The 20,978-nt window shown below is 51.6% G+C and carries 18 protein-coding genes and 2 pseudogenes; 6 read left to right on the forward strand and 14 right to left on the reverse strand.

Going from position 1 to position 20,978, the window contains the following annotated elements; genetic code table 11:
- Window positions 1-555: 555 nt before the first annotated feature.
- From HRU73_RS04380 to HRU73_RS04390, 3 genes and pseudogenes are all read right to left on the reverse strand, one after another.
- Window positions 556-1,317: pseudogene (locus tag HRU73_RS04380) on the reverse strand (IS5 family transposase).
- A 54-nt stretch (window positions 1,318-1,371) separates the two neighbouring features.
- Window positions 1,372-2,565 (reverse strand): annotated as a pseudogene (locus tag HRU73_RS04385) (TonB-dependent receptor); the annotation flags it as partial.
- A gap of 36 nt (window positions 2,566-2,601) precedes the next feature.
- Entirely contained in the window at window positions 2,602-3,612 is a 1,011-nt protein-coding gene (locus HRU73_RS04390; protein ID WP_287399615.1) for a TonB-dependent siderophore receptor, read from the reverse strand.
- A 247-nt stretch (window positions 3,613-3,859) separates the two neighbouring features.
- Here HRU73_RS04390 and HRU73_RS04395 point away from each other — a divergent pair.
- Window positions 3,860-4,635, forward strand: a protein-coding gene (locus HRU73_RS04395; protein WP_287399617.1) for an IS5 family transposase whose coding sequence is annotated in 2 segments (ribosomal slippage) — window positions 3,860-4,175 and window positions 4,175-4,635 — 777 coding nt in all. Because the reading frame shifts where the segments join, the coding sequence is not laid out codon by codon here.
- 169 nt (window positions 4,636-4,804) lie between these two features.
- Here the strand turns inward: HRU73_RS04395 and HRU73_RS04400 are convergent.
- The 6 genes from HRU73_RS04400 to HRU73_RS04425 all read right to left on the reverse strand — a co-directional run bounded on the left by HRU73_RS04400 (window position 4,805) and on the right by HRU73_RS04425 (window position 9,786).
- Window positions 4,805-5,809: a FecR family protein gene (locus tag HRU73_RS04400; RefSeq protein ID WP_287399618.1), complete on the reverse strand. Its 1,005-nt coding sequence runs from the start codon at window positions 5,807-5,809 to the stop codon at window positions 4,805-4,807.
- Between the two features lie 95 nt (window positions 5,810-5,904).
- Window positions 5,905-6,414 (reverse strand): RNA polymerase sigma factor, encoded by a 510-nt coding sequence (locus HRU73_RS04405; protein WP_287399619.1) that lies wholly within the window; start codon window positions 6,412-6,414, stop codon window positions 5,905-5,907.
- A 248-nt stretch (window positions 6,415-6,662) separates the two neighbouring features.
- On the reverse strand, window positions 6,663-7,295 hold the full coding sequence (locus HRU73_RS04410; RefSeq protein WP_287399620.1) for a hypothetical protein: 633 nt from the start codon (window positions 7,293-7,295) through the stop codon (window positions 6,663-6,665).
- Between the two features lie 225 nt (window positions 7,296-7,520).
- A complete protein-coding gene (locus HRU73_RS04415; protein ID WP_287399621.1) occupies window positions 7,521-8,570 on the reverse strand; it encodes an NAD(P)-dependent alcohol dehydrogenase in 1,050 nt (349 codons plus the stop codon).
- Between the two features lie 102 nt (window positions 8,571-8,672).
- A complete protein-coding gene (locus tag HRU73_RS04420) occupies window positions 8,673-9,389 on the reverse strand; it encodes an RES family NAD+ phosphorylase (RefSeq protein ID WP_041357088.1) in 717 nt (238 codons plus the stop codon).
- Between the two features lies 1 nt (window position 9,390).
- Window positions 9,391-9,786: an MbcA/ParS/Xre antitoxin family protein gene (locus HRU73_RS04425; protein WP_011111433.1), complete on the reverse strand. Its 396-nt coding sequence runs from the start codon at window positions 9,784-9,786 to the stop codon at window positions 9,391-9,393.
- Between the two features lie 192 nt (window positions 9,787-9,978).
- On the opposite strand from HRU73_RS04425, the gene HRU73_RS04430 reads away from it, so the two are divergent.
- Together HRU73_RS04430 and HRU73_RS04435 are read left to right on the forward strand one after the other, a co-directional pair.
- Window positions 9,979-11,724, forward strand: a complete 1,746-nt coding sequence (locus tag HRU73_RS04430) for a tetratricopeptide repeat protein (protein ID WP_287399622.1) — start codon at window positions 9,979-9,981, stop codon at window positions 11,722-11,724.
- Between the two features lie 185 nt (window positions 11,725-11,909).
- Window positions 11,910-12,434 (forward strand): cytochrome P460 family protein, encoded by a 525-nt coding sequence (locus HRU73_RS04435; protein ID WP_287399624.1) that lies wholly within the window; start codon window positions 11,910-11,912, stop codon window positions 12,432-12,434.
- Between the two features lie 22 nt (window positions 12,435-12,456).
- Here HRU73_RS04435 and HRU73_RS04440 read toward each other — a convergent pair whose 3' ends face one another.
- The 5 genes from HRU73_RS04440 to HRU73_RS04460 are packed head-to-tail and all read right to left on the reverse strand — an operon-like array spanning window position 12,457 to window position 17,439.
- The gene (locus HRU73_RS04440) at window positions 12,457-13,656 is read right to left on the reverse strand and encodes an ABC transporter permease (protein WP_011111436.1); all 1,200 of its coding nucleotides are present in this window, start codon (window positions 13,654-13,656) and stop codon (window positions 12,457-12,459) included.
- 8 nt (window positions 13,657-13,664) lie between these two features.
- Window positions 13,665-14,867: an ABC transporter permease gene (locus tag HRU73_RS04445; protein WP_281871142.1), complete on the reverse strand. Its 1,203-nt coding sequence runs from the start codon at window positions 14,865-14,867 to the stop codon at window positions 13,665-13,667.
- The gene (locus HRU73_RS04450; protein ID WP_011111438.1) at window positions 14,864-15,535 is read right to left on the reverse strand and encodes an ABC transporter ATP-binding protein; all 672 of its coding nucleotides are present in this window, start codon (window positions 15,533-15,535) and stop codon (window positions 14,864-14,866) included. Before HRU73_RS04450 ends, HRU73_RS04445 begins: the two co-directional genes overlap by 4 nt.
- The gene (locus HRU73_RS04455; protein ID WP_011111439.1) at window positions 15,532-16,686 is read right to left on the reverse strand and encodes an efflux RND transporter periplasmic adaptor subunit; all 1,155 of its coding nucleotides are present in this window, start codon (window positions 16,684-16,686) and stop codon (window positions 15,532-15,534) included. Before HRU73_RS04455 ends, HRU73_RS04450 begins: the two co-directional genes overlap by 4 nt.
- 21 nt (window positions 16,687-16,707) lie before the next feature.
- Window positions 16,708-17,439, reverse strand: coding sequence for a DUF2062 domain-containing protein (locus HRU73_RS04460; protein ID WP_234988978.1), 732 nt, complete (start codon window positions 17,437-17,439; stop codon window positions 16,708-16,710).
- 126 nt (window positions 17,440-17,565) lie between these two features.
- On the opposite strand from HRU73_RS04460, the gene HRU73_RS04465 reads away from it, so the two are divergent.
- From HRU73_RS04465 to HRU73_RS04475, 3 genes are all read left to right on the forward strand, one after another.
- A complete protein-coding gene (locus HRU73_RS04465) occupies window positions 17,566-19,224 on the forward strand; it encodes a MutS-related protein (RefSeq protein WP_041356557.1) in 1,659 nt (552 codons plus the stop codon).
- A 103-nt stretch (window positions 19,225-19,327) separates the two neighbouring features.
- A complete protein-coding gene (locus tag HRU73_RS04470; RefSeq protein ID WP_287399626.1) occupies window positions 19,328-20,467 on the forward strand; it encodes a 3-deoxy-7-phosphoheptulonate synthase in 1,140 nt (379 codons plus the stop codon).
- A 26-nt stretch (window positions 20,468-20,493) separates the two neighbouring features.
- Window positions 20,494-20,973 (forward strand): hotdog fold thioesterase, encoded by a 480-nt coding sequence (locus HRU73_RS04475; protein WP_276679769.1) that lies wholly within the window; start codon window positions 20,494-20,496, stop codon window positions 20,971-20,973.
- Window positions 20,974-20,978 lie beyond the last annotated feature (5 nt).

The following is a 20,978-nucleotide window of genomic DNA, read 5'->3' on the forward strand; positions in this document are numbered from 1 at the left end:
CTGCTGTCAGATCAAATCTGAACTACTACATTTCATTTATATGGCAGTCATGATTCTTTTTCATTCTGGTTGAAAATTCCGAAGCTGGTTTCCTCGTCGCCATACTGTTTTGTCAGACCGGGTAATTGATTCGATCGATGATTATTTATCGCCAAATAGTCAAATTCAAATAATTGTGAATCGTTATCGTTCGTTGTTTACCTGGTTCAAAATTATGTCCTTACCCGATCGTTTATCTTGCTTGAGTATTGAGCACTGTGGTTGTCTGCAACTGATCGCAGGAGAAATTCTGATCCAGGCAGTATCCGGCGTACGCTCCCTGGAGCGACCTTTTGTCATCGATATTGAACACGGTCGTTTGCAGGCACGGGGGATGGTTGGGGTTATCCGGGCTCTTTTTCTTTGAGCCCGGATGTTTACATCGAACAGTGGATTGCTTTCTGCTTTTACTTCGTTCGCAGTCGCAATGAACGGTAGCGGTTGTTGAGCGTTTGCTCAGACAACAGCATCAAAACATCGTGCTGACGGAAAATGCTACCGTCCTATATAGCGTAGTCACAAGATATCAGCCCAGAGGGCGATACATCTAATTTGCACGACAGCAAGGAAAGAAGAGGTGTTTTTGGCGTATCTTGTAGCGATGCCACGCCATCTTTTGAGATGAAGAAAAGCATTTTCGACGAGATGCCTCAGCTTATACAGTTATTTATCGTAAGGTCTTTGTATTTTTCGATTCTTTTTTGGCGGGATAACAGCTTCCATTCCCTGTTTTTCCGCCTGTTCAACAATGGCATTACTGTCATAGCCACGATCTGCCAGCAGATGATCTGCATCAATCCCTTCGATCAGGCGGCCAGCCTGCGTGCAATCAGCAGTGGTACCTTGTGTAACAAGGATTCTGACCGGCATACCATGCGCATCCACGGCCAGATGTATCTTGGTGTTGAGCCCCTTTGTCCGATTCATATCCTGATTACCTCCTCTGGCTCCACTGGCGTGTGGATGAACTTTACAGTGACTGGCATCCATTATCAGCCATTCATAATCTGGATCATCAATCAGGATTTCCAGCAATTTTTCCCAGATACCTTTGTCACGCCAGCGAATGAAACGGCGATGAGTATTGCTCCAACCCCCGTAGTCCGGCGGTAAATCCCTCCATGGGGCTCCTGTCCGTATAATCCAGAAAACAGCATTGATAAACTGGCGATTATCTGTGGCTACCCCTCCCCATGCCCCTTCTCGGCCTGGTAAATGCCCCTCAAGTAGCGACCATATCCTATCTGAAATATCATGCCTGCGATGTGAATGTGTCATGCGAGTCCCTTTAATTTCTTAAAAGGATCTCATATTTCTTATCTCATGACTACACTATCTAGGTACGCCTAAATAAGTAGCGTTCTGCCAATAATCCTTACCCGTCAGATTGATGACATTCAGACGCACGGTCAGCGCCTTATTCAGTACACGGGTACTATAGCGTGCCCCAATATCGTACAGGGTATAACTCGGAATCTTATCGGTATTAGCCGCATCAGCATATCTTTCACCGGTATAGTAAATACCGCCAGTCAGACTCAACCCTGGAACCCATGGCAGCGCGTATTCTGCGTAAATCTTGCCCATCCTTGATGCGGCATTGGTTGGTTTCTTGCCTTCGAGAGCGGGGTTATTGGATTTCTCCACCCCGATATCCATCAGGGTACTGCCACCCATGATGGTGAGATTGTCCGTGACTTTTCCGGTCAGAACTAACTCCACACCATTATGCACTTGCAGACCGTCCTGGACATAGCTTGGAATGGGTGTTGCAAGATCTGAATACTGATTGGCTTTTTCAATTCGGAACAGTGCAGTGCTCAGCAACAGGTTGGGGTTAATGTCATATTTCGCACCCACTTCATATTGTTTACTGACTAACGGAGGAAGTATCTCTCCACGATTGGCATAGGTATCACCTGCCCTCGTACCTGTCTCAAGTGCTTCCATATAGGAGACATAGGTAGTTACCTCTTCGATTGGTTTATACAGCAGTGAAACGGTGGGAGTCAGTGCAGACTTTTCATAGTCATTGTCACCAAAAAGACGGAATGCTTTATTTACTGTAGTGGCATAGTTAAGCCCGACCATTGCAGACCACCGTTCATTGAAGATGATATTATCCCCGATCAGAATATTGTTAAATCTGTTGATCCAAACAGGTAACTTTGGGTCATTTCCTATAGATCCCCAGTTTGGTTCAGGTATATTTTTGAGTTCATTCAATGAAAGGCTGCTCGCCCCATTTTGATTAATGCAACAGTCATTACTTAGAAAGTATTCATAAAAAGTAGAGGAATAACCAAGAGTTAACTTGTGGCCAATATCAAAGGTTGAGAACTGGGTATCCAGGTAGATATAACCTCCGTAATTTTCATGCGTTTCATCTGCTGTGTTATTGAGTCTTTGGGTAAAAGTCCCATCTGCCTGTTGATTTAAAAATATTCGGCTGACTCTCATATTAGTGTGCTGATAAAAAAAAGCGCTTCTGAGAGTGAAATACTTATTGGGATCCCAGCGCAGACTGGTGTAGGCTTTATGACTTTGTACGTCATTGGACGCTCATTTGGGAGAATAACGTTTACTGGTATCGATCCCAGTTCTTTCTATCACACTATTAAATAGTGGTTGTGTTGCCTCTTTTCTATAGTCATTATAGGTATATTTAACATCCGCATAGAGAGTATCGGTAATCTGTCCATCCAGCACAATGTTGGCAACTTTCTGGTTGACCGGCTCACCGATAGCGGTATCTCCCCCCTGATAGAGCAGATTAGCCCTGTAACCGAAACGGCCTCGTTCGTCAAATTTCCCGCCGATATCGGCATGGCCATAAAACTGGGTTCCACCGTAATTACCGAATGTCAATCTCCTGAGTGGGACATCAGTAGAATTTTTGGTCACATAGTTTACAGCTCCACCTACTCTGTTACCACCATAGAGAAAGCCTGAGGTTCCGCTAAGAATTTCAACCCGGTCGATCTCAATCACGGATACGGCTGAACCATTTGCACCAGCCATGGGTATACCATCATAAATTGGGTTGGATGATTCAAATCCACGTATGACAACAAGGGGCACACCAGTAAAATTTTGGATGATCGGTTCCTGAGTCAGGGGGTTCATTTTAAAGATCTGGCCCATATTCTGGGCATTGACGTTTTCGATCAGATCAGAAGGAACGACACTCATCGAATAGGGAGTATCGCGCAAGCTGCGTTCTCCCCAGAGACCAATCCCGCTGATATTACTAACCCGATAGCCTTCTTCCGCTGTGCCTTGTTTCAGTGAAGCTGTACTGACTGTCAGTGGTGGCAGGGTGACTGCACTGATACGCTTCAGGGTCACTGTGTTGCCTTGCCGCTCGTATTCGATGCCGGTGCCTTTCAGTAACTGGCGCAGGGCGTTTTCCGGCGTGTAATTTCCCTGGAGGCCGGAGGTGTTCAACTCCCTGACCAGATCAGGGGTATACAGAATCTGCAGTGAAGTTTGCTGGCCCAGTTGCAGCAAGGCATCACTGAGCGGTTGTGAAGGGATGTTGATCGCTACGGTATTTTGGGCCTGAACAGGCATGGGCGTGACAAGCACCAAAATACATGCGAAAAAAATAACCGCAACAGATGGTATTGTTGTGAACGAGGTCACGATACGGGTAGATCGCGCCCGTTTGAATGGATATCTCACGAAGTTTCCCCTGATTGAAATAGGTGGTTGGCTTTTTTGCCGAGATTTTTTTCGGGAAGGGATTTCTGCCGGTATAGAGAAATCTGTCCCTTCTTCAGCTAGGGCCTGTTAACACTATTTGTATTAAAATTACCGAATGGAAATATCTGCATTGCAATTCAAGCTTATTGAAAATCTACTGCCGATACAACGGGGTAACGTCACACTCTCGAATTTGGAAGTGCTCAACGCGATTTTGTATGTTGCAGAGCACGGCTGTAAGTGGCGTGGTCTGCCTGTGAAATTCGGCAATTGGCACAGCATTTACACGCGCGCCAACCGTTGGGCCAAGAATGGCGTCCTGGATCGGGTTTTCCTCGCACTCCAGCAAAACAAGCTGATACAGCTGGAAGTGGATCACATGTCGCTGGATAGTACGATAGTCAAAGTCCATCCTGATGGTACTGGTGCACTAAAAAAAACGGTGTTCAAGCTATCGGTCAATCACGAGGGGGCTGGACTACCAAAATTCATCTGGTCGCGGCAGATGCCAGAACCGCGGTAGTGTTTTCGTTATCCCCCGGCCAGGCCGGTGATGCGCCAGAAGGGCGAAAATTGCTGAAAACCCTGGAGAATAAGGGATTCTCTGACACTCACGTGATCATGGATAAAGCGTACGAAGGGGATGAAACCCGACAGTTGGTACTTGATCTGGGGATGATTCCAGTGGTGCCGCCAAAAGCAAATCGTGTGTCGCCCTGGGAGTACAACGTTGAAATGTACAAAAAGCGTAATGAGGTGGAACGGCTGTTTCGTCGCCTGAAGAGATTCAGAAGAATCTTCTCTCGCTTTGACAAGTTGGATTCAGTTTTCCGATTCTTCATCCATTTCGCTCTGATTGTAGATTATTTAATTAGTGTTAACAGGTCCTAAGACGAATGAATGTGATAAAACCCTGAATGGAATTTGGGCAGGTGGTATATGAAGTTGCCATTATTCCTGTTGTGACGATGTTTTCTGGATTACCGCGCCACTGCGTGGCTCGTAAAGACGGGGTAGCGGGGGATGCGCTAATTCCGGCAGAAAATCTATGCGAGGGAAATTATCGGGGAAGGGATAGTTCGGTGCTGCCATCGGCATGCAGGATGACTTGCACCGGGATACTTTTATGCAGTGCCTGCAGGAAGGCAGCCGAATCACCGGTATTGAACACACCGGCGATGCGTACCTGATCGAGGCGATGATCAGTAATGGTGATGGGTTGTGGTAAATAACGATTCATTTCTTTGACGACACTTGCCAGCGGCTGATCCTTGAAGATTATTTTTCCCTGACGCCATGCAGTGAGGGTGCTGATATCAGCCGGGCTGGCGGGTGTCATGCTGTCCGGGTCGATCTGCGCGCCCAGGCCATCTGTCAGCTGTTCAGTGCGCCGATTCCACCAGTGGCCTGAACTGATTTCGACCGAACCTGATTCGACTGCAATCTGTACCTGATCCTGATCACGCAGCACGTTGAAGCGCGTGCCGGTTACCAGCACCGTTCCTGATCCGGCATCCACGGTAAATGGACGGCTGGCGTCGGTTTCCACCGAGAACATGACCTCCCCGCCGGCCAGCCGGACATTCCGGCGATTCTCGAAGTATTCGACGAGGGCAGTGGTCTGGGTATTGATTTCCAGGATCGATCCGTCAGGCAGTACTTCCGTGCGGCGTTCACCACGATCAGTGACATATTCAGCGGTATAAAACGGTTCACCCAGCCAGCCGTATGGCATGAACAGGCCGACAAACCCGATAACGATAATGATCGTTGCGGCAACGGCACTGATCGTCAGGCGCCAGCGTTTCAGCCGTTTCTGAATCTGTTGCGGGGGCTCGGGTTCTTCGGCCAGCATGGCCCGCAGCTCATGGGCGGGTATCTGGCCGGCTACCTGCCAGATTTTATCGAGGGCCTGATATTCTTTCCTGTTCAGATCGTCTGCCTGCAGCCAGCTGTCAAAAGCTTCCTGATCAGACTGAGTAAAACTGCCTGAATGGACGTGGGCGAACCAGTAGGCGGCTGCGTCGCGTGGATGGGCGGGAATATCTGAATGTTGTCGGTTCATAGCCAGGCCGATTTACCTGAAACAGCAGGGAAGAAACCAAGGATATCCGTTATTCCCTCATAAAGTGAGACGTTTGGCAATATCAGAATCCTGAATCAGTCCGGGATGTGATCCTGTAACCGGTCACGCAGATGGCGGGTGGCTCTGATCATGTATTTTTCGACCATATTGACCGAGATATCCAGTTTTTCAGCAATCTCCGCCTGGGAATATCCTTCCAGCCGGTGCCAGATGAAGATCTGACGACATTTCAGGGGGAGTTCCTGCAGGGCTTCCTTCAGTGCAGTTAACAGCTGCATGGTACAGGTGTGCGTTACCGGATCGTTCGGCTGGAGAGGATGACTGTCTTCCGGTAAATCATGAATCGGTACCAGATCCAGTATTTTATTTTGCCGGTAACTATCGGTCAGTCGGTTACGGATACTGCTGTGCAGATAACTGCGCGGGCTGGAAATAGTGGAGACGTTGCTTTCCAGCAGTTTGGTGATGACGTCGTGCGTCGCATCTTCCACATCACCGCGAGAACCTGTTTTGCGTGTCCAGAACCGGATCAGCTCATTGTAATGAGCGAGCCAGTTTATTCCGGAAATACGGTGACGGGGCATTGCGGAATGAGATTATGTAAAAAGTGTACGGTGTGAAGATTTTATTGTCGCAAATGGTTATCATTACGTCAAATTTCGCGAATACTGGCGCCGTCATTATCATCTTTGCGAATGCCGTCAGGTATGAAGCAATCCAGCAGTGGCAGTGATGAAGGCATTGGATCGTCATGGCTGGCAGAGCTTCGCGAAGATGGACCGTAATTTGCGAAGACGGCGATGAGTGGTGTGACTTGCTCTCGTGAAGCCAATCAATCCACAGTCCAGTTGCTCACCCGTATCATATCGACATCGTCAGCATGATCGACCAGCATTTTGCACACGCGCTCCTGCCACAGCTCGCCGAAACGTTGCAGTTCCGCCGTGCTGGCCTGCCCGCTTACTGCCTTGGGGAGAAGTACGCGCATTTCGTCCGGCCAAGGTACGACCGATGCATCGAGCTCTACCTGTACCGCCGCACCTGTGTCTTTACGGCGCAGACCTATCGACCCTTGCATCGGCTGATCGAAATGCAGCAAGTCGTTACGCCCGAAGCGTCCACCAATGCCTTGAAAACCTGTTTCCGGCGCTGCACCGGTGACGAGTTGTGCCACAGTCGCCATGACACCCGTAGTGCCGGCATCACGCGCATCGGCCATATAAACCTCGATCTCGCCGCGCACCGGTAAGGCATCACCGTACAGCGCACGCAGGCCATGCACCGTCATCAGCCAGGTGCCCGCTACGGTGGGGCAGGAGTGTCCTGCCAGTCGCACCGCATCGGCATACTGATATTCCATGATCCCGTCGTGCGCTGCGCCGAGGAATCGGGCCAATGGATCTTGCAGTGTTACGGTAGGAGCGTCATTAAAAAAACTTGGGAAACTCTGATCAACTGTTGGCATATTCACTCCGAAATTTTTCTGTACTTAAGGTATGAAAATCGATTTTGTGCCCTTCCTCTTACTATTAGGGAACCTCTGAAAAACTACCTGTGTTGCCATTTCTGCGTTAAAAGTCGGCATCAAAATGCTCATTTATTATGTATAAACTCCGCTTTCTCGCCGATTTTTGCCTTGAACTGACTGCCTCGCTGACGTTTTTCAGAGGTTCCTTAGCTGTTTCTCCATTTAGGCTGTGAGCGAAGCGCAATCGATAACGAAGCGGTACTTTACATCACCCTTGAGCATGCGCTCATAAGCTTCGTTGATTTCATCGATGCGGATCATTTCGACGTCGGCGACGATGTTGTGTTTGGCGCAGAAATCCAGCATCTCCTGTGTTTCGGAGATACCACCGATCAGTGAACCTGCCAGGCTGCGGCGCTTCATGATCAGGTTGAACACGTTGGGCGAAGGGTGTGGTATGGCAGGGGCACCCACCAGTGCCATCGTGCCGTCACGTTTGAGCAGCGCAAAAAATGCATCTAGGTCATGTGGTGCGGCTACGGTGTTGAGGATAAAGTCGAGGCTTCCAACGTGCCTGGCCATTTCATCGGGATTACGTGAGACCACCGTCTCATGCGCGCCTAGTGCCCTGGCTGCCTCGCGCTTGGATTCGGATGTAGTGAACGCGACCACGTATGCACCCATCGCATGTGCCAGCTTGATGCCCATGTGGCCCAGGCCGCCGATACCGACTACTCCGACCTTTTGGCCCGGCCCCACTTTCCAGTGGCGCAGCGGTGACCAGGTGGTGATGCCTGCGCACAGCAGCGGCGCGACGGCGGCCAGTTGCGCTTCAGAATGGCGGATGCGCAGCACGTAGCGCTCGTGTACCACGATCTGTTGAGAGTAACCGCCCAGCGTGTGACCGGGTGCGTCGGATGTCGGGCCATTATAGGTGAGGACCATGTGGTCGCAGTAGTTTTCCAACCCGTCATTGCAATCGGCACAGTGCTGGCAGCTATCGACGATGCAGCCGACACCGACCAGATCACCCGGCTTGTAGCCCGATACTTGTGCGCCTACGGCGGTGATGCGGCCGACGATCTCGTGCCCCGGCACACAGGGGTAAAGCGTGCCCGCCCACTCGGAGCGCACCTGGTGCAGATCCGAATGGCACACGCCGCAGTGGGTGATGTCGATCTGCACATCGTGCGCACTTGGCGTGCGCCGGGTGATGTTCATTGGCTCGAGGGGAAGGTCGCCCGCGCGGGCGCCATAGGCTTTGATTGTCATGATGTTTCTCCTGTAAAGAAATGTAAAACGTAAAACATCCATTTTGCGCAGATATCAGATATATCTCATTGACAGCCTCAATTTGAAGGGGAAAAGAGAATGTCAACCAAAAGTCGCTATATCCATGGTGATCCATACCGTACCCGGATGCTTTTCCACCTTGATCTGATTACCTTCGAGCCAATAAGTCAGCTGGCAGTTGTGTCTTGGATTGGATAACACGCCTGGATTGAATATGGCCATATTTTCACCCGATGATCTGCGGACAGATTGAATCAACAGTCCCGGGTGCCCCTCTCGATGAATTCGGGCTCCTACTGACTGGGTCAATGTGTAATCAGAAGGGTGTAACAAATCGGTGTATTCTTCGGTGATCTTTCGAAAATCCAGTAAGGCTGCGCTGCAAGCGACCGAGTAAACTTTTCGCTCAGCGACAACAGCTTCATGTTCATATCCCGCATCGCTCAACAAGCCACGATACCAGTGATACGCCGATTCGTAGACCGTGGTTTCAACCGATTCTGAACCGTACCAGATCCCGTGTGTTCCATCTGAAAACCGGCTGGATTGCCAATACTTGAATGGCCAGATTATGGCATTGAACCACTCGGCATCTTCGAAAGGTCGATCAATGATGGGGGTATATGATCGATATGGCGGTGGCTTGATCTCGGCTTCTACTTTCTGTGCCAGAAGCCATCCGGCCGGATCATCCGTCAGGTCATCAAACAGGTTTTGTGACTGACGCAGAGATACAATGTTTCTGGCGATATCCTGGTGAACATCGGTCAAAGTCAGTTGAGCGAATAGAGAACGCATTTCAAATACCACGAGCACGATCCAGGTAACCTCGTACCATCAGCAATCCGGCAAAACCCCATTCCTTGATCACCTCGACTGGGGTCAAGTTGTCGAATGCCTTGTTACGAGTGGTCATCCAGCGGTATACCAGATCTCGATTCTGCGGAAATAGCAAACGCAGATTCTTATGGATTCCCAACAGGTGGCCGACCCGCTCGTACTGATCCCGGCTGGTGCCAATGGCTTCGCCTTTACGATAGCGTGCCAGTGCAGTCCGGTTACTGGCAGCGATACCCAACAGGGCTGCCTGATCTTCCGTGCTCAATTGCCAGTGATCGAGCAATGTCATGATCATCTTGGCGAGTGCGCCACGATCTCGGGATGTACTTTCCTCCCGTCTGGTAATGGCTGTCATGGCCTGTTCCTCGTTTTGAATTGATGTTAAAAATTATATACTGTTATTTTTAACACAGAAAATGTGTGAAATGAAACAATTTAAGTATCATTGATTTGAAATTCACGGGCATAAGGTCCAGAATCAAAATGTATCAATACCAATAGAGAAGACCGCCGCGCAACTGTAAAAAATATTTTCAAGGAGAGGTATATGAAAACCCGTGCTTTTAATTCTCTTGTGGTGGGGCTGCTGTCAGCGGTTGTCAGTGTTTCCTGTTCAACGATCCAGTCTGACGAAAATGCAGCCGGACATCACGAAAAACATGAAGTATCTACGGTAGAACATCGATCTCGTGAGCTGTCGGCTCTCGCAGATCAGCCGCTGTCCGGCGACCAGCTTGCTTCCCGGTTACAGAATCTCGGAACGCATTCATTTCCGGTCAGTACGCAGCATGAATGGGCACAGTTGTTCATCAATCAGGGCCTCAGTCTTGCTTATGGCTTCAACCATGCTGAAGCAGGTCGCGCCTTTCAGGAAGCTGCGCAGCTGGATCCAGGGCTTGCGATGGCTTACTGGGGACAGGCACTGGTACTCGGTCCGAATGTCAATGCACTGATGGATCCTGCCGATGAGCCTCGTGCTCTGGAACTGGTTAAACAGGCAGAATCGCTCATGGTATCTGCATCCCCCAGGGAGCAGGCCTTGATCCGGGCGTTGAAGAAACGTTATTCAGGGGCAGATGAAGATCGCAAGGCAAATGACAAAGCCTATGCTGATGCCATGCGAGAAGTGCATCGCAGTTTTCCGGATGATGCGGATATCGCTGTGCTCTATGTGGAATCCATGATGGATCTTCGCCCGTGGGATTACTGGATGCGGGATGGTCATCCTCATGAGGGGACAGATGAAATCGTGGCAGTGACTGAAGACGTATTGCGTCGCCACCCGGTTCACCCCGGTGCGCTGCACATGTACATTCATCTGATGGAACCCACAAATACACCGGAACGTGCCGAGCATGCAGCCGATACACTGATGACCCTGATGCCGGGTGCCGGGCATATGGTTCACATGTCTTCCCATATTTTTCAGCGAGTCGGCCGCTATGCGGATTCCGTAAAGAGTAATCAACTGGCGATTGCAGCGGATGAACATTACATGGGACAGTCTCATGCTCCGGGGCTGTACCCGATGGCGTATTATCCGCACAATATTCATTTCCTCTGGTTTGCTGCGACTGCCGGTGGCCAGCGTGCACTGGCACTTGAAAGTGCACGGAAAGCGGCCGGCAAGGTAGACGATGCATTGCTGCGTGAAATGTCATTTACAGCCATCTTTCGTGTAGTACCTTACTGGGCGCTTGCGCGCTTTGGGCAATGGCAGGCAATACTTGCCGAGCCTGCGCCTCCTGCATTCAACGCGTTTCTCAAGGGAAGCTGGCATTATGTACGCGGGTTGGCCTATGTGGCGACGAAGCAGTCACAGCGAGCCGAAAGAGAGCTGCAACAGTTGCGCAGAATCGTAAAGAATCGTGCTGCTCTTGATAATCCGCTACTTTCAAGAAATACGGCATACGATATTCTGAGGATCGGTCCTGAAGTGCTGGCGGGCGAGATCGCCGCTGCTCGCGGGAGATATGAATCTGCGGTTGCACATCTTGAACGGGCCGTCCGCTACGAAGATGCGCTGGTGTATACGGAGCCGGCCGAATGGCACTATCCACCGCGGCTCGCATTGGGTGCCATTCTGCTGAAAGCAGGGCGTCCGGATGAAGCAGAAACAGTTTACTGGGAAGATCTGAAGCGCAATCGTGACAATGGTTGGGCGCTCTTTGGATTGCAGCAGGCTCTGATTGCTCAGAAAAAGGAAGCTGAAGCGAAAGTTATAGAGGCACGCTTCAAAAAAGCCTGGGAGCATGCGGATACGACCCTGACAGCATCGCGTTTTGGGCGATGAGGCTTTCTTTGCTCATCTTGCTGCATACCAGATCACGGGTTTCATGATTCGAACGGTAGTGTCTATAATGTTAGTGGAATCTGCACGCTTTTTTCCGTGCAGATTCTGTTTTTCATTCGAAAAATAAAACAATCCATGTTTACTGGCAGCTCGTTTGCCGGGTGATTTTCAAAAGGAGAGAGAAAATGAAATCAAGCTTCGGATTATCTGCACTGGTCGGTTTGACACTGTCGTTGCATGCGTATGCGGGCGGAAACCCGGAATTCGTCAAATTTCCGGAAAAATATGAACAGATTTTTACACACTACGATACAGCCAACCGCGCCAATCAGACACAACTGGCAAAATTCTATGCAAACGAGATTGCAGTGGAGAGCTACAAAAAAGGTGAGGAAGCTGCTCCCGGCTCGATCGTAATCATGGAAATCTATGCACCGAAAAAAGATGCCGAGGGCAAAATCCAGTCCGGTGAAGATGGGTTGTTTGTCATCGATAAACTGGCTGCCATTGCCGTCATGGAAAAAAGAAATGACTGGGACGGTGCCTTTAAAGCGGATGATCGTTCCGGTAACTGGGGATTTGCGTTATATGATCCGGAAGGCAAGGCCAAGGATAACGATCTGACTTGTGCGCAATGTCATAATCCGCTGCAGAAGCAGGACAACCTCTTTTCCTTTCAGAAGCTGGTGGATTACGTAAAAGCGCACTGAAGAAACAGCCGGATCAGTGTTGTTATTCTGCGCGTAAAGCATCTACCGGGTTGAGTCGGGCTGCACGCATGGCGGGAACCACACCCGCTCCCAGCCCGATCACACCTGACAGAATCAACGCTGCCAGAACATAGCGCCACGGGATATTGACAGGTAAATCGCTGAATAACACGCTCAGCAGCCCCGCAATACCCGAGCCTGTCATCAACCCGATCATACCGCCTAGCGTCGAGAGTGCCGTCGATTCCAGCAGAAACAGGATACGGATGCGCATGGGGGTTGCGCCCAGTGCGTTGAGCAGACCGATCTCAGCCATTCGTTCATTGACTGTAATATGCATCAGCGTAATCATTCCCACTGCACCGACCAGTAGTGAAATACCTCCGAGCACCGCGACGGCGAAAGTCAGCACATCGAGTACGGTAGACAGCGTACTGAGCATCTGCTGCTGCGGTGTGATCGTGAAATCCTCGCGCCCGTGCCGTTCGACCATGATGCGTTTGATATCTTCCATGACTTCATCCAGTGGTGTAGTCGGTGGATAGACCACCTGCACTTCCATCACGCCTTCCCGGTTGAAAATCTCCAGCGCCCGGGCAGTGGGAATATAGACCGTATCATCCAGATCAAACCCCAGCACCTGGCCTTTCGATGCCATGACACCGATGATGCGGAAACGTGAACCACCTACCTGCAGCACTGAACCCAGCGGATTGGCATCCCCAAACAGTTCCTTGTGTACTTTTGCACCGAGCACGGCAAACGCGCGTGGATTGCGCGGATCATCCGCTGGTAGGAACTGCCCGATGGCGGTATGCATGTTGAATGCCCGGTCGAAATCCGGCCCCTGACCATACACAGTGACACGCCGGCTGCGGCCGCCACCGCGTACTTCGGCGTTACCCGTCACGGTTGCATTGGTATAAATCGCATGACGGGATGATTTAAGAGCAAGTGAATCTTCGATCGTCAGCAGGCGCACACTGCCGATCGAGCCGGTCGAAGCACCGCGCGTGCGAATTTTGCCAGGAGTGATGTTCAGAATATTGGTTCCGAATTGAGTGAACTCGGATAAAACGAAATGCTGGATGCCTGAACCGATCGAAGTCAGCAGAATCACGGCAGCAATCCCGATGGCGATACCGGATGCGGACAGAAACGTACGCATCCGGTGAGCGGTCAGCGCTCGCAGTGCAAATCGCAGTGCATCGAGGAAGCTCATCGCAAAATCTACCGTTTACTGAGTGCCATGACCGGATCCAGCTTTGCTGCACGGATCGCCGGTAATAATCCGGCAAGAACACCAGCCAATACGGCGACGGCAATCCCGGCAAAATTGGCCCAGAGTGGTGGCCAGGCGGGCAGCAGCGGGTAGGCCAGGCGCAACAGCCAGCTTCCCGCCTGCCCCAGAACGAATCCGGCGAATGCACCCGTGACCGATAACCAGACTGCCTCGGCCAGAAAAATATGACGAATGGCCGACGCCGGGGTACCGATTGCCTTGAGCAGGCCGATTTCCGCTGTGCGCTGACTGACTGAAACCAGCATGACATTCATGACCAGAATGCCGGCAACGGCGAGGCTGATGACGGCAATTCCGGCAACCCCCAGTGTCAGTGCGCGCAGGATGCGATCAAACGTAGCCAGCACGGCATCATGGGCGATCACGGTCACATCATCTTCACCGTCGTGACGGCGGATGAGGGCTTGATGAATGGCCTCTTTGGCATTTTCGATCTCGTTGTGATGACGGGTTTCGATCAGCAGCCGGAACAGCGAAGTGGTATTGAGCAGCGTCTGGGCATGCTGGATCGGGATAATGACCAGTTCATCCGAATTGAACCCCATGGATTCACCTTGAACGGCCATGATTCCGGTGACCAGAAAACGCCGGTCACCCAGGCGGACACGCTGCCCCAGTGCATTGCCATCCGGGAAGAATTCCTGTGCAATCTTTGCACCCAGCACGATTTGTGCACTGTTTTCACCCGAGTGTGAAAGAAATCTTCCCTGTGCGAGTTTCATGTGGCGAATCGGAAAAATTTCAGCCGTGGTTCCCATCAGGGTAACCTCACGCAATTTGCCTGTGGCGGAAAGCTCGGCCACGCCGACATTCAGAGGAGCATAACGTCTGACTTGCGGCAGTCTTCCCACCCAATGAGCATCCTCCAATGTCAGATCTCTCGGGGTCTGCCCCATGACCGCACCGGGAAAGCTGCCTGCCGTTTCGGCGCGACCGGGCAGGACAATGATCAGATTGGTGCCGATCGAAGAAAATTCGTTGACGACATACTGGCGTGCGCCATCACCCAGTGCAGTCAGAATGATGACTGCAGCCACACCCAGCGCCATGGCCAGCATGATCAGGAACGAGCGGGCAGGATAGCTGGTGATGGTTCTGAGAGAAAAATGCAGGAGATCCCGTAATTTCATCGTTCGTCGACGTCGATCTGTCCATCCCGCATGGCAATCCGGCGCCGGGCACGCGATCCCAACTCCCGGTCATGCGTCACCACGATGAGAGTGGTTCCCGTCTGATTCAATGCTTCCAGTAATGCCGCGACTTCCGAGCCGATACGATGATCCAGGTTACCGGTCGGTTCATCCGCCAGCAGCGCAGTGGGACGCAGAATGGTGGCCCGTGCAATGGCGACGCGCTGGCGTTGCCCGCCGGACAGTTCAGCCGGACGATGATGTGCGCGATCACTCAGATTGAATGCCTGCAGGGTTTCCATGATACGTATCTTGCGATCTGCAGGCGGCATGCCGGTCAGTATCAGGGGGAGCTCGATGTTTTCTGCTGCGGTCAGCCGGGGGATCAGATGAAAGGATTGAAAAACGAAACCGATTTTCTCCCTGCGTACCTGTGCCTGTTCGGTTTCCGACAGATCAGTGACATTCCTGCCGTCGAGCAGATAATGCCCGCTGTCAGGCCGGTCCAGCAGTCCGATGACATTCAGTAAGGTTGATTTACCTGATCCGGAAGGCCCCATGATGGAAACGTATTCGCCGGATTCGATCGTCAGGTCGATATGATCGAGCGCATGGATGGCCTGATCACCCATGTGGAAAATACGGGTGATGCCGGAGAGCTGTATCATGGCTGCGGTGGTTTGGGAATGACGCGGGTGCCGGCTGTGATTTTTCCATTATCGCTGGACAGCAGCACCTGATCTCCTTCTGACAGTCCTTCGAGCACTTCGGAATAGGCCCAATTGGCCAACCCTGTTTTCAGGGTGCGTTCCTCGAGCGTGTCATCCTGGCCCAGCACCCATACTTTGTTGTCCTGACGGATGACCTGGGTGGGAATACGCAGCACGTTTTCACGCTGATCGATGATGGCTTCGATATCAGCGCTATAGCCTACCAGCAGAACAGCCTGAGTGGGATTGACAAATTCTGCTTCCACATCCACCGTGCGTGCCTGTTTCTCGATTTCAGTCACATAGGGAGCAATCCGGCGTATTTTTCCGTCAAAAACCTGGTCGGGTAGGGCATCCAGCGTAATACGTGCAGTTTGTCCTATGCGGATTTTAGGAGCATCGACTTCATCCATCGGGGCACTCACATACAAACAGGAATCATCGATCAGATCGACTGCCGGAGGAGTGGGAATTCCCGGAGGAGAAGGGGTAACGTATTCACCCAGTTCCCCGGTAATCTGCGCAACGACGCCGGAAAAGGGTGCAATGAGCCGGGTGCGTTCGAGATTGGCCTGGCTGACGGCAATCTGTGCATGAGCCCGTTTGACTTCGGCTGCTGCGGCAGTGCAGGCGGCCTGCTGAGCTTTGGCCGTGGCATCAGCCTCATCGGCACGTTGTGAGCTGACGAATCCTTTTTCTACCAGCTGCTGAGTGCGAACAGATTCACGCTGTGCATTCCCGGCCAGAATACAGGTTTCACGCTGCCGGCTTTCAGCAGTGGCAAGCTGCTGCCGGGAGAGATCGTACTGTGCCTGCAAATCGGCATTCCACAATTCGAGCAGAATCTGGCCTTCTTTGACCCGATCGCCTTCCCTGATTTGCAGGTGGATGACCTGGCCGCCGGCTGCCGGCGATAATTTGGCACGTCGGCATGCTTTGATGGTACCGGCGCGGGTATTGACCACGGTGGCTTCGACGGTACCGCGACTGACGGTGACCAGTTCGACTTCCTGAGGGGCGCTTCGAGTCAGATACCAGGTGGTAGAGCCTGTTGCAGCAATCACCAGTGCAATGCCTGCTATGCGAAGTAGCCGTCGTGATTTGGGCATGAGGGTGAAAAAAACAAAAAATTATTTATCGGGGTGGTGGCGTTTGGCCCGTTTGTGCCATGCATGTACGACGTAATAGCGCCAGAGAATCCGTACTGTGAAATAACCGGTGATGGATAGCAGAGAAGCGAGCAGAAACAATCCGGTTATCAGCGGTTTCCCGAATGTAACCAGATAATCCGTCAGAACGGGAATCCATTCCGACAGATTTTTATCCAGCAGACCTAGCTCCAGCGGGGGGAGACTGCCTGAATTTCTCGTACCGCCCGTCACCCAGCCACCCAGCGTATAGGCCGCCAGATAAAGTGGCACGATAGTAAAAGGGTTGGAGTAAAGCGTCACGAAAGCGGCGATGGGCAGATTGACTTTGAATATCACGGAAAACAGGGTGGCGAAAAAGAATTGTACCGGGTTGCTGCCCGGAATCAGGCCGGCGAACAGACCTGCCGCCACACCTCCGGCAACAGAGCGGCGGTGTAAATGCCAAAGGTTGTGATGATACAGCAGCGTGCCGAAAAAATTTACAAAACGGTTTTGCCGGATGCTTTCATGGGAGGGCAGGTATTTTTTAAATAATTTACGCATCGCGGTAAAGCTGCAATCTGAAAGATCTGTTACCTGTATTGGATTAAGGAGTCGCTGATTAAATCCCGCATGGCCGCACGCTGTGTCGTGCTCCTCTGCATCGTAGAAAACTGCGACTTTCGTCGCGCTTCTTGTGACCATCACGATTTTGCCTGCCATGCGGCTCATGGAGGACTCGATCAGAGATTCCAAAAAGCCCGATCATGGTTTCTATTGTCATCAATCCAGCATAAAGTGGCAAAATCGGCTAAAGTTGGAAACACTGAGTCAACGCATGTCATTACAACCCGAACCATGAATGATACAACACAAGATACCGCGGCTTCTGTCTGGCGCGAAAGTTTCATTTTGTCATCCGGCAAGAATCCTTCCGGAATACGCGATACCAGACCGACTGCGGATAATTACGGCGTGCTGGACGCCAAGACTTTTGCCGCCGTGGAAGTCGATGCTTTGTTCGATGAGATCAACCAGGCACAAACCCTGACAGGCCAATCCATACTCTACCGTTCGCTCGCCCGCCCCGTGACGGATGCCGCGTTGCTGCAAAGTAAACAGGAAGCGCTGCGTGAACTGGAATCCAATCCGGATCTGTTGAAAGTGCTCGAACAATACATCAAACGGATAGCGATAGATGAGGCATCGCTGCATCACCTGCTGTACGGTGAATTTGCGGGAGGGCTGACGACGGATGATCCCCGAGATAAAACCGGTAAAGACAAGCTGGAATTCGGCGGCTATGGTTATCGTCAGTTCATCGATGGGACCGGTTTCGTCGTCGATCTGGTCGAAGAGGCGGAAGCATTACCCATGCCTGAGAGTGATTACCTGCGGACACTGGTACAGACTCTGCGGGATTTTGCCCGGTCACGTACTTATGCCCTGATGCATGGGCCTATCTATGTATCGCAAGGAAAATTCATGACCCGGGAGGAAAAGCCACGGTATCTGCTTATTCAGCGTTTTCGCCCTTCCATGTTCAAGTGGCCGTTTATCAGCTTTTTTCTGGCTTTCGTGGCTGGCCTGCTGCTTTTCTTTCAGAACACGCTGAATGAACTGGTAGCCAGCTATGTCGGTTACGGGCTGCTGATTCTGGTCGTACCGATCATTCCCATCATTCTGCAGGCCATCAGCGCTTCGGATCGGGATTCGGTGATATACCCGCTGCAGAGGCTGTTCCGACAAAGCCCGGAGTTGGCCAGAACCATTGAAGCCATGGGGATGATCGATGAGCTGCTGGCGTTACACCGCCATGCACGTTCGATTCCCGGGGAATCCGTCCTGCCGGAGATTGATATGGATGGACGACATACGCTGGTCGTATCCGGTGCCAGGAATCCCTTGCTGGTGAGAACTCGCCCGGATTATGTATCCAACGATATCGTGCTGGATAATGACAAGCATCTGCTGATCGTGACAGGGCCGAACAGTGGCGGAAAGACGGCCTACTGCAAGACGGTCGTCCAGATCCAGTTACTGGCACAAGCTGGAGCCTACGTGCCTGCTGTCCAGGCACGAGCCGTGCCTGCCGAGCATATTTTTTATCAGATACCCGATCCCGGCCAATTGGAAGAAGGGATGGGACGTTTTGCACACGAATTGAAACAAACCCGTGAAATTTTCTTCAACTCCACCCCTCGCTCGCTGGTGGTACTTGATGAACTGGCAGAAGGCACCACATTCGAAGAGAAAATGACATTGTCGGAATATGTGCTGAAAGGATTTCATCAGCTGGGTGCAACTACCATCCTGGTGACCCATAACCATGAATTGTGTGAACGTTTGCAGCAGGAAAACATAGGCAACTATCTGCAGGTCGAGTTCGTTTCTGAGAAACCGTCTCACCGGCTGATACCCGGGATTTCCCGTATCAGCCATGCTGATCGTATTGCAAGCGCCATTGGTTTCAGCAAGGAAGACGTGGCCAGCCATCTGGCTTCATTGCAAGAATAATGGCGGTTGCCGGAACATCGCAGTAAAATACTGCCGCTAAAAACAGAGCCGGGCTACACAACGTGAAGTCGGGCAATCCGTATTTCCGGAGCGGCAAGGAAAAATGAAAAGGATAATTATCAAGGAATCATCTGTGAAACATAAAACCGACGATCTGCGCATCATCGGGGTACATACACTGACTCCACCGGTGGAGCTGCATCATGAATTCCCATTGAGCGAACAGGCTGCCGAGACCGTGCTTGCTGCCAGACAGCAATGCCACGATATTTTGCGGGGAGAAGATGATCGGTTACTGGTGGTATGCGGCCCGTGTTCGATCCACGATGTGGATGCGGCACTGGAATATGCATCCCGTCTGAATCATCTGCGTCAGGATCTGAAAGATCAGTTACATATCATCATGCGGGTTTATTTCGAGAAACCACGCACGACAGTCGGCTGGAAAGGGTTGATCAACGACCCGGATCTGGATGACAGTTTCCATATCAACAAGGGATTGCGGCTTGCGCGCGGTTTGCTGCTGGAGCTGGGCAGTAAAGGAATTCCGGCCGCGACCGAATTTCTCGATCTGATCAGTCCGCAATATGTAGCCGACCTCATCAGCTGGGCAGCCATTGGCGCACGTACGACGGAAAGCCAGGGCCACCGCGAGCTGGCCTCTGGTGTTTCCTGTCCGGTGGGCTTCAAAAATGGCACTTACGGCAATCTGAATATCGCAATCGATGCCATTGGTGCGGCGTCACGTCCGCATAATTTCCTGTCGGTTACCAAAGAAGGCCACACTGCCATTTTTTCGACCAGAGGTAATGAGGATTGCCATATCATCCTGCGCGGCGGAAGATCACCGAATTATGATGCGGAAAGTGTTGCCTCGGCAGTTGAATCGCTGCGGAAAGCCAAGCTGCCCCCTTATCTGATGATCGATTGCAGTCATGCCAACAGCCATAAGGACTATCGGCGTCAGCCGGAAGTGGCTGCAGATGTGGCCCGGCAAATCTCGGGCGGGAATCGTTCGATCTGTGGCCTCATGATCGAAAGCCATCTGGTGGCCGGCAGACAGAATGTGGAGGGTAAACGGCGGGAAGAGCTGGTTTACGGACAGAGCATCACGGATGGTTGCATCGATTTCGATACGACACAGCAGGTGCTGTCTGAACTGGCGGAAGCAGTGGAGAAACGCAGAAGTTCACAGAATACCGGATCGGTACTGGTTCCGGATCATTCCACTGTGCTTTCCTGAGCGCCTGTCACATACGCGGAGACAATATGAATTCCAATCAATCCATCTGGTTTAAAAGCTATACCGTCGATTACCTGGAAGGGCTGCGCAATGCCAACATGGGCGTATATATCGGTATCCGTTTTTTGGAAGTCGGCTCTGATTTTCTCAAAGCCAGCATGCCGGTCGATCACCGCACCACCCAGCCTTTCGGCATTCTGCACGGGGGCGCCAGTTGTGTACTGTCCGAAACACTGGGGAGTGTATCTGCCTGGATGACGATCGACCCCGAACAGTACCGGGCCGTGGGTATCGAAATCAATGCCAACCATATCCGGGCGGTAACGAAAGGCAATGTCATCGGAGTATGTACACCACTGCACGTTGGCAGACGCACCCAGGTCTGGCAGACGGATATTACCGAAGAAGAAACCGGTAAGCGTGTCGCCGTTTCCAGGCTGACAGTCGCCATCATCGAACAGGGCACGCTCAGCACCCAGAAAGAAAAGGTCATCGTAAGCAAGTAACCGCT

The organism is Nitrosomonas sp. H1_AOB3 (assembly GCF_015709435.1).
GTDB classification, from domain to species: domain Bacteria; phylum Pseudomonadota; class Gammaproteobacteria; order Burkholderiales; family Nitrosomonadaceae; genus Nitrosomonas; species Nitrosomonas europaea.

What these genes read in the sequence shown, in the direction of transcription:
- HRU73_RS04455 (WP_011111439.1), bottom strand. Translation starts at nt 16,686, where the DNA reads ATGCCCAAATCACGACGGCTACTTCGCATAGCAGGCATTGCACTGGTG.
- HRU73_RS04420 (WP_041357088.1), bottom strand. Translation starts at nt 9,389, where the DNA reads ATGCGTTCTCTATTCGCTCAACTGACTTTGACCGATGTTCACCAGGAT.
- HRU73_RS04405 (WP_287399619.1), bottom strand. Translation starts at nt 6,414, where the DNA reads ATGCCCCGTCACCGTATTTCCGGAATAAACTGGCTCGCTCATTACAAT.
- HRU73_RS04475 (WP_276679769.1), top strand. Translation starts at nt 20,494, where the DNA reads ATGAATTCCAATCAATCCATCTGGTTTAAAAGCTATACCGTCGATTAC.
- HRU73_RS04410 (WP_287399620.1), bottom strand. Translation starts at nt 7,295, where the DNA reads ATGCCAACAGTTGATCAGAGTTTCCCAAGTTTTTTTAATGACGCTCCT.
- HRU73_RS04415 (WP_287399621.1), bottom strand. Translation starts at nt 8,570, where the DNA reads ATGACAATCAAAGCCTATGGCGCCCGCGCGGGCGACCTTCCCCTCGAG.
- HRU73_RS04430 (WP_287399622.1), top strand. Translation starts at nt 9,979, where the DNA reads ATGAAAACCCGTGCTTTTAATTCTCTTGTGGTGGGGCTGCTGTCAGCG.
- HRU73_RS04425 (WP_011111433.1), bottom strand. Translation starts at nt 9,786, where the DNA reads ATGACAGCCATTACCAGACGGGAGGAAAGTACATCCCGAGATCGTGGC.
- HRU73_RS04400 (WP_287399618.1), bottom strand. Translation starts at nt 5,809, where the DNA reads ATGAACCGACAACATTCAGATATTCCCGCCCATCCACGCGACGCAGCC.
- HRU73_RS04470 (WP_287399626.1), top strand. Translation starts at nt 19,328, where the DNA reads ATGAAAAGGATAATTATCAAGGAATCATCTGTGAAACATAAAACCGAC.
- HRU73_RS04465 (WP_041356557.1), top strand. Translation starts at nt 17,566, where the DNA reads ATGAATGATACAACACAAGATACCGCGGCTTCTGTCTGGCGCGAAAGT.
- HRU73_RS04390 (WP_287399615.1), bottom strand. Translation starts at nt 3,612, where the DNA reads ATGCCTGTTCAGGCCCAAAATACCGTAGCGATCAACATCCCTTCACAA.
- HRU73_RS04460 (WP_234988978.1), bottom strand. Translation starts at nt 17,439, where the DNA reads ATGAGCCGCATGGCAGGCAAAATCGTGATGGTCACAAGAAGCGCGACG.
- HRU73_RS04435 (WP_287399624.1), top strand. Translation starts at nt 11,910, where the DNA reads ATGAAATCAAGCTTCGGATTATCTGCACTGGTCGGTTTGACACTGTCG.
- HRU73_RS04445 (WP_281871142.1), bottom strand. Translation starts at nt 14,867, where the DNA reads ATGAAATTACGGGATCTCCTGCATTTTTCTCTCAGAACCATCACCAGC.
- HRU73_RS04450 (WP_011111438.1), bottom strand. Translation starts at nt 15,535, where the DNA reads ATGATACAGCTCTCCGGCATCACCCGTATTTTCCACATGGGTGATCAG.
- HRU73_RS04440 (WP_011111436.1), bottom strand. Translation starts at nt 13,656, where the DNA reads ATGAGCTTCCTCGATGCACTGCGATTTGCACTGCGAGCGCTGACCGCT.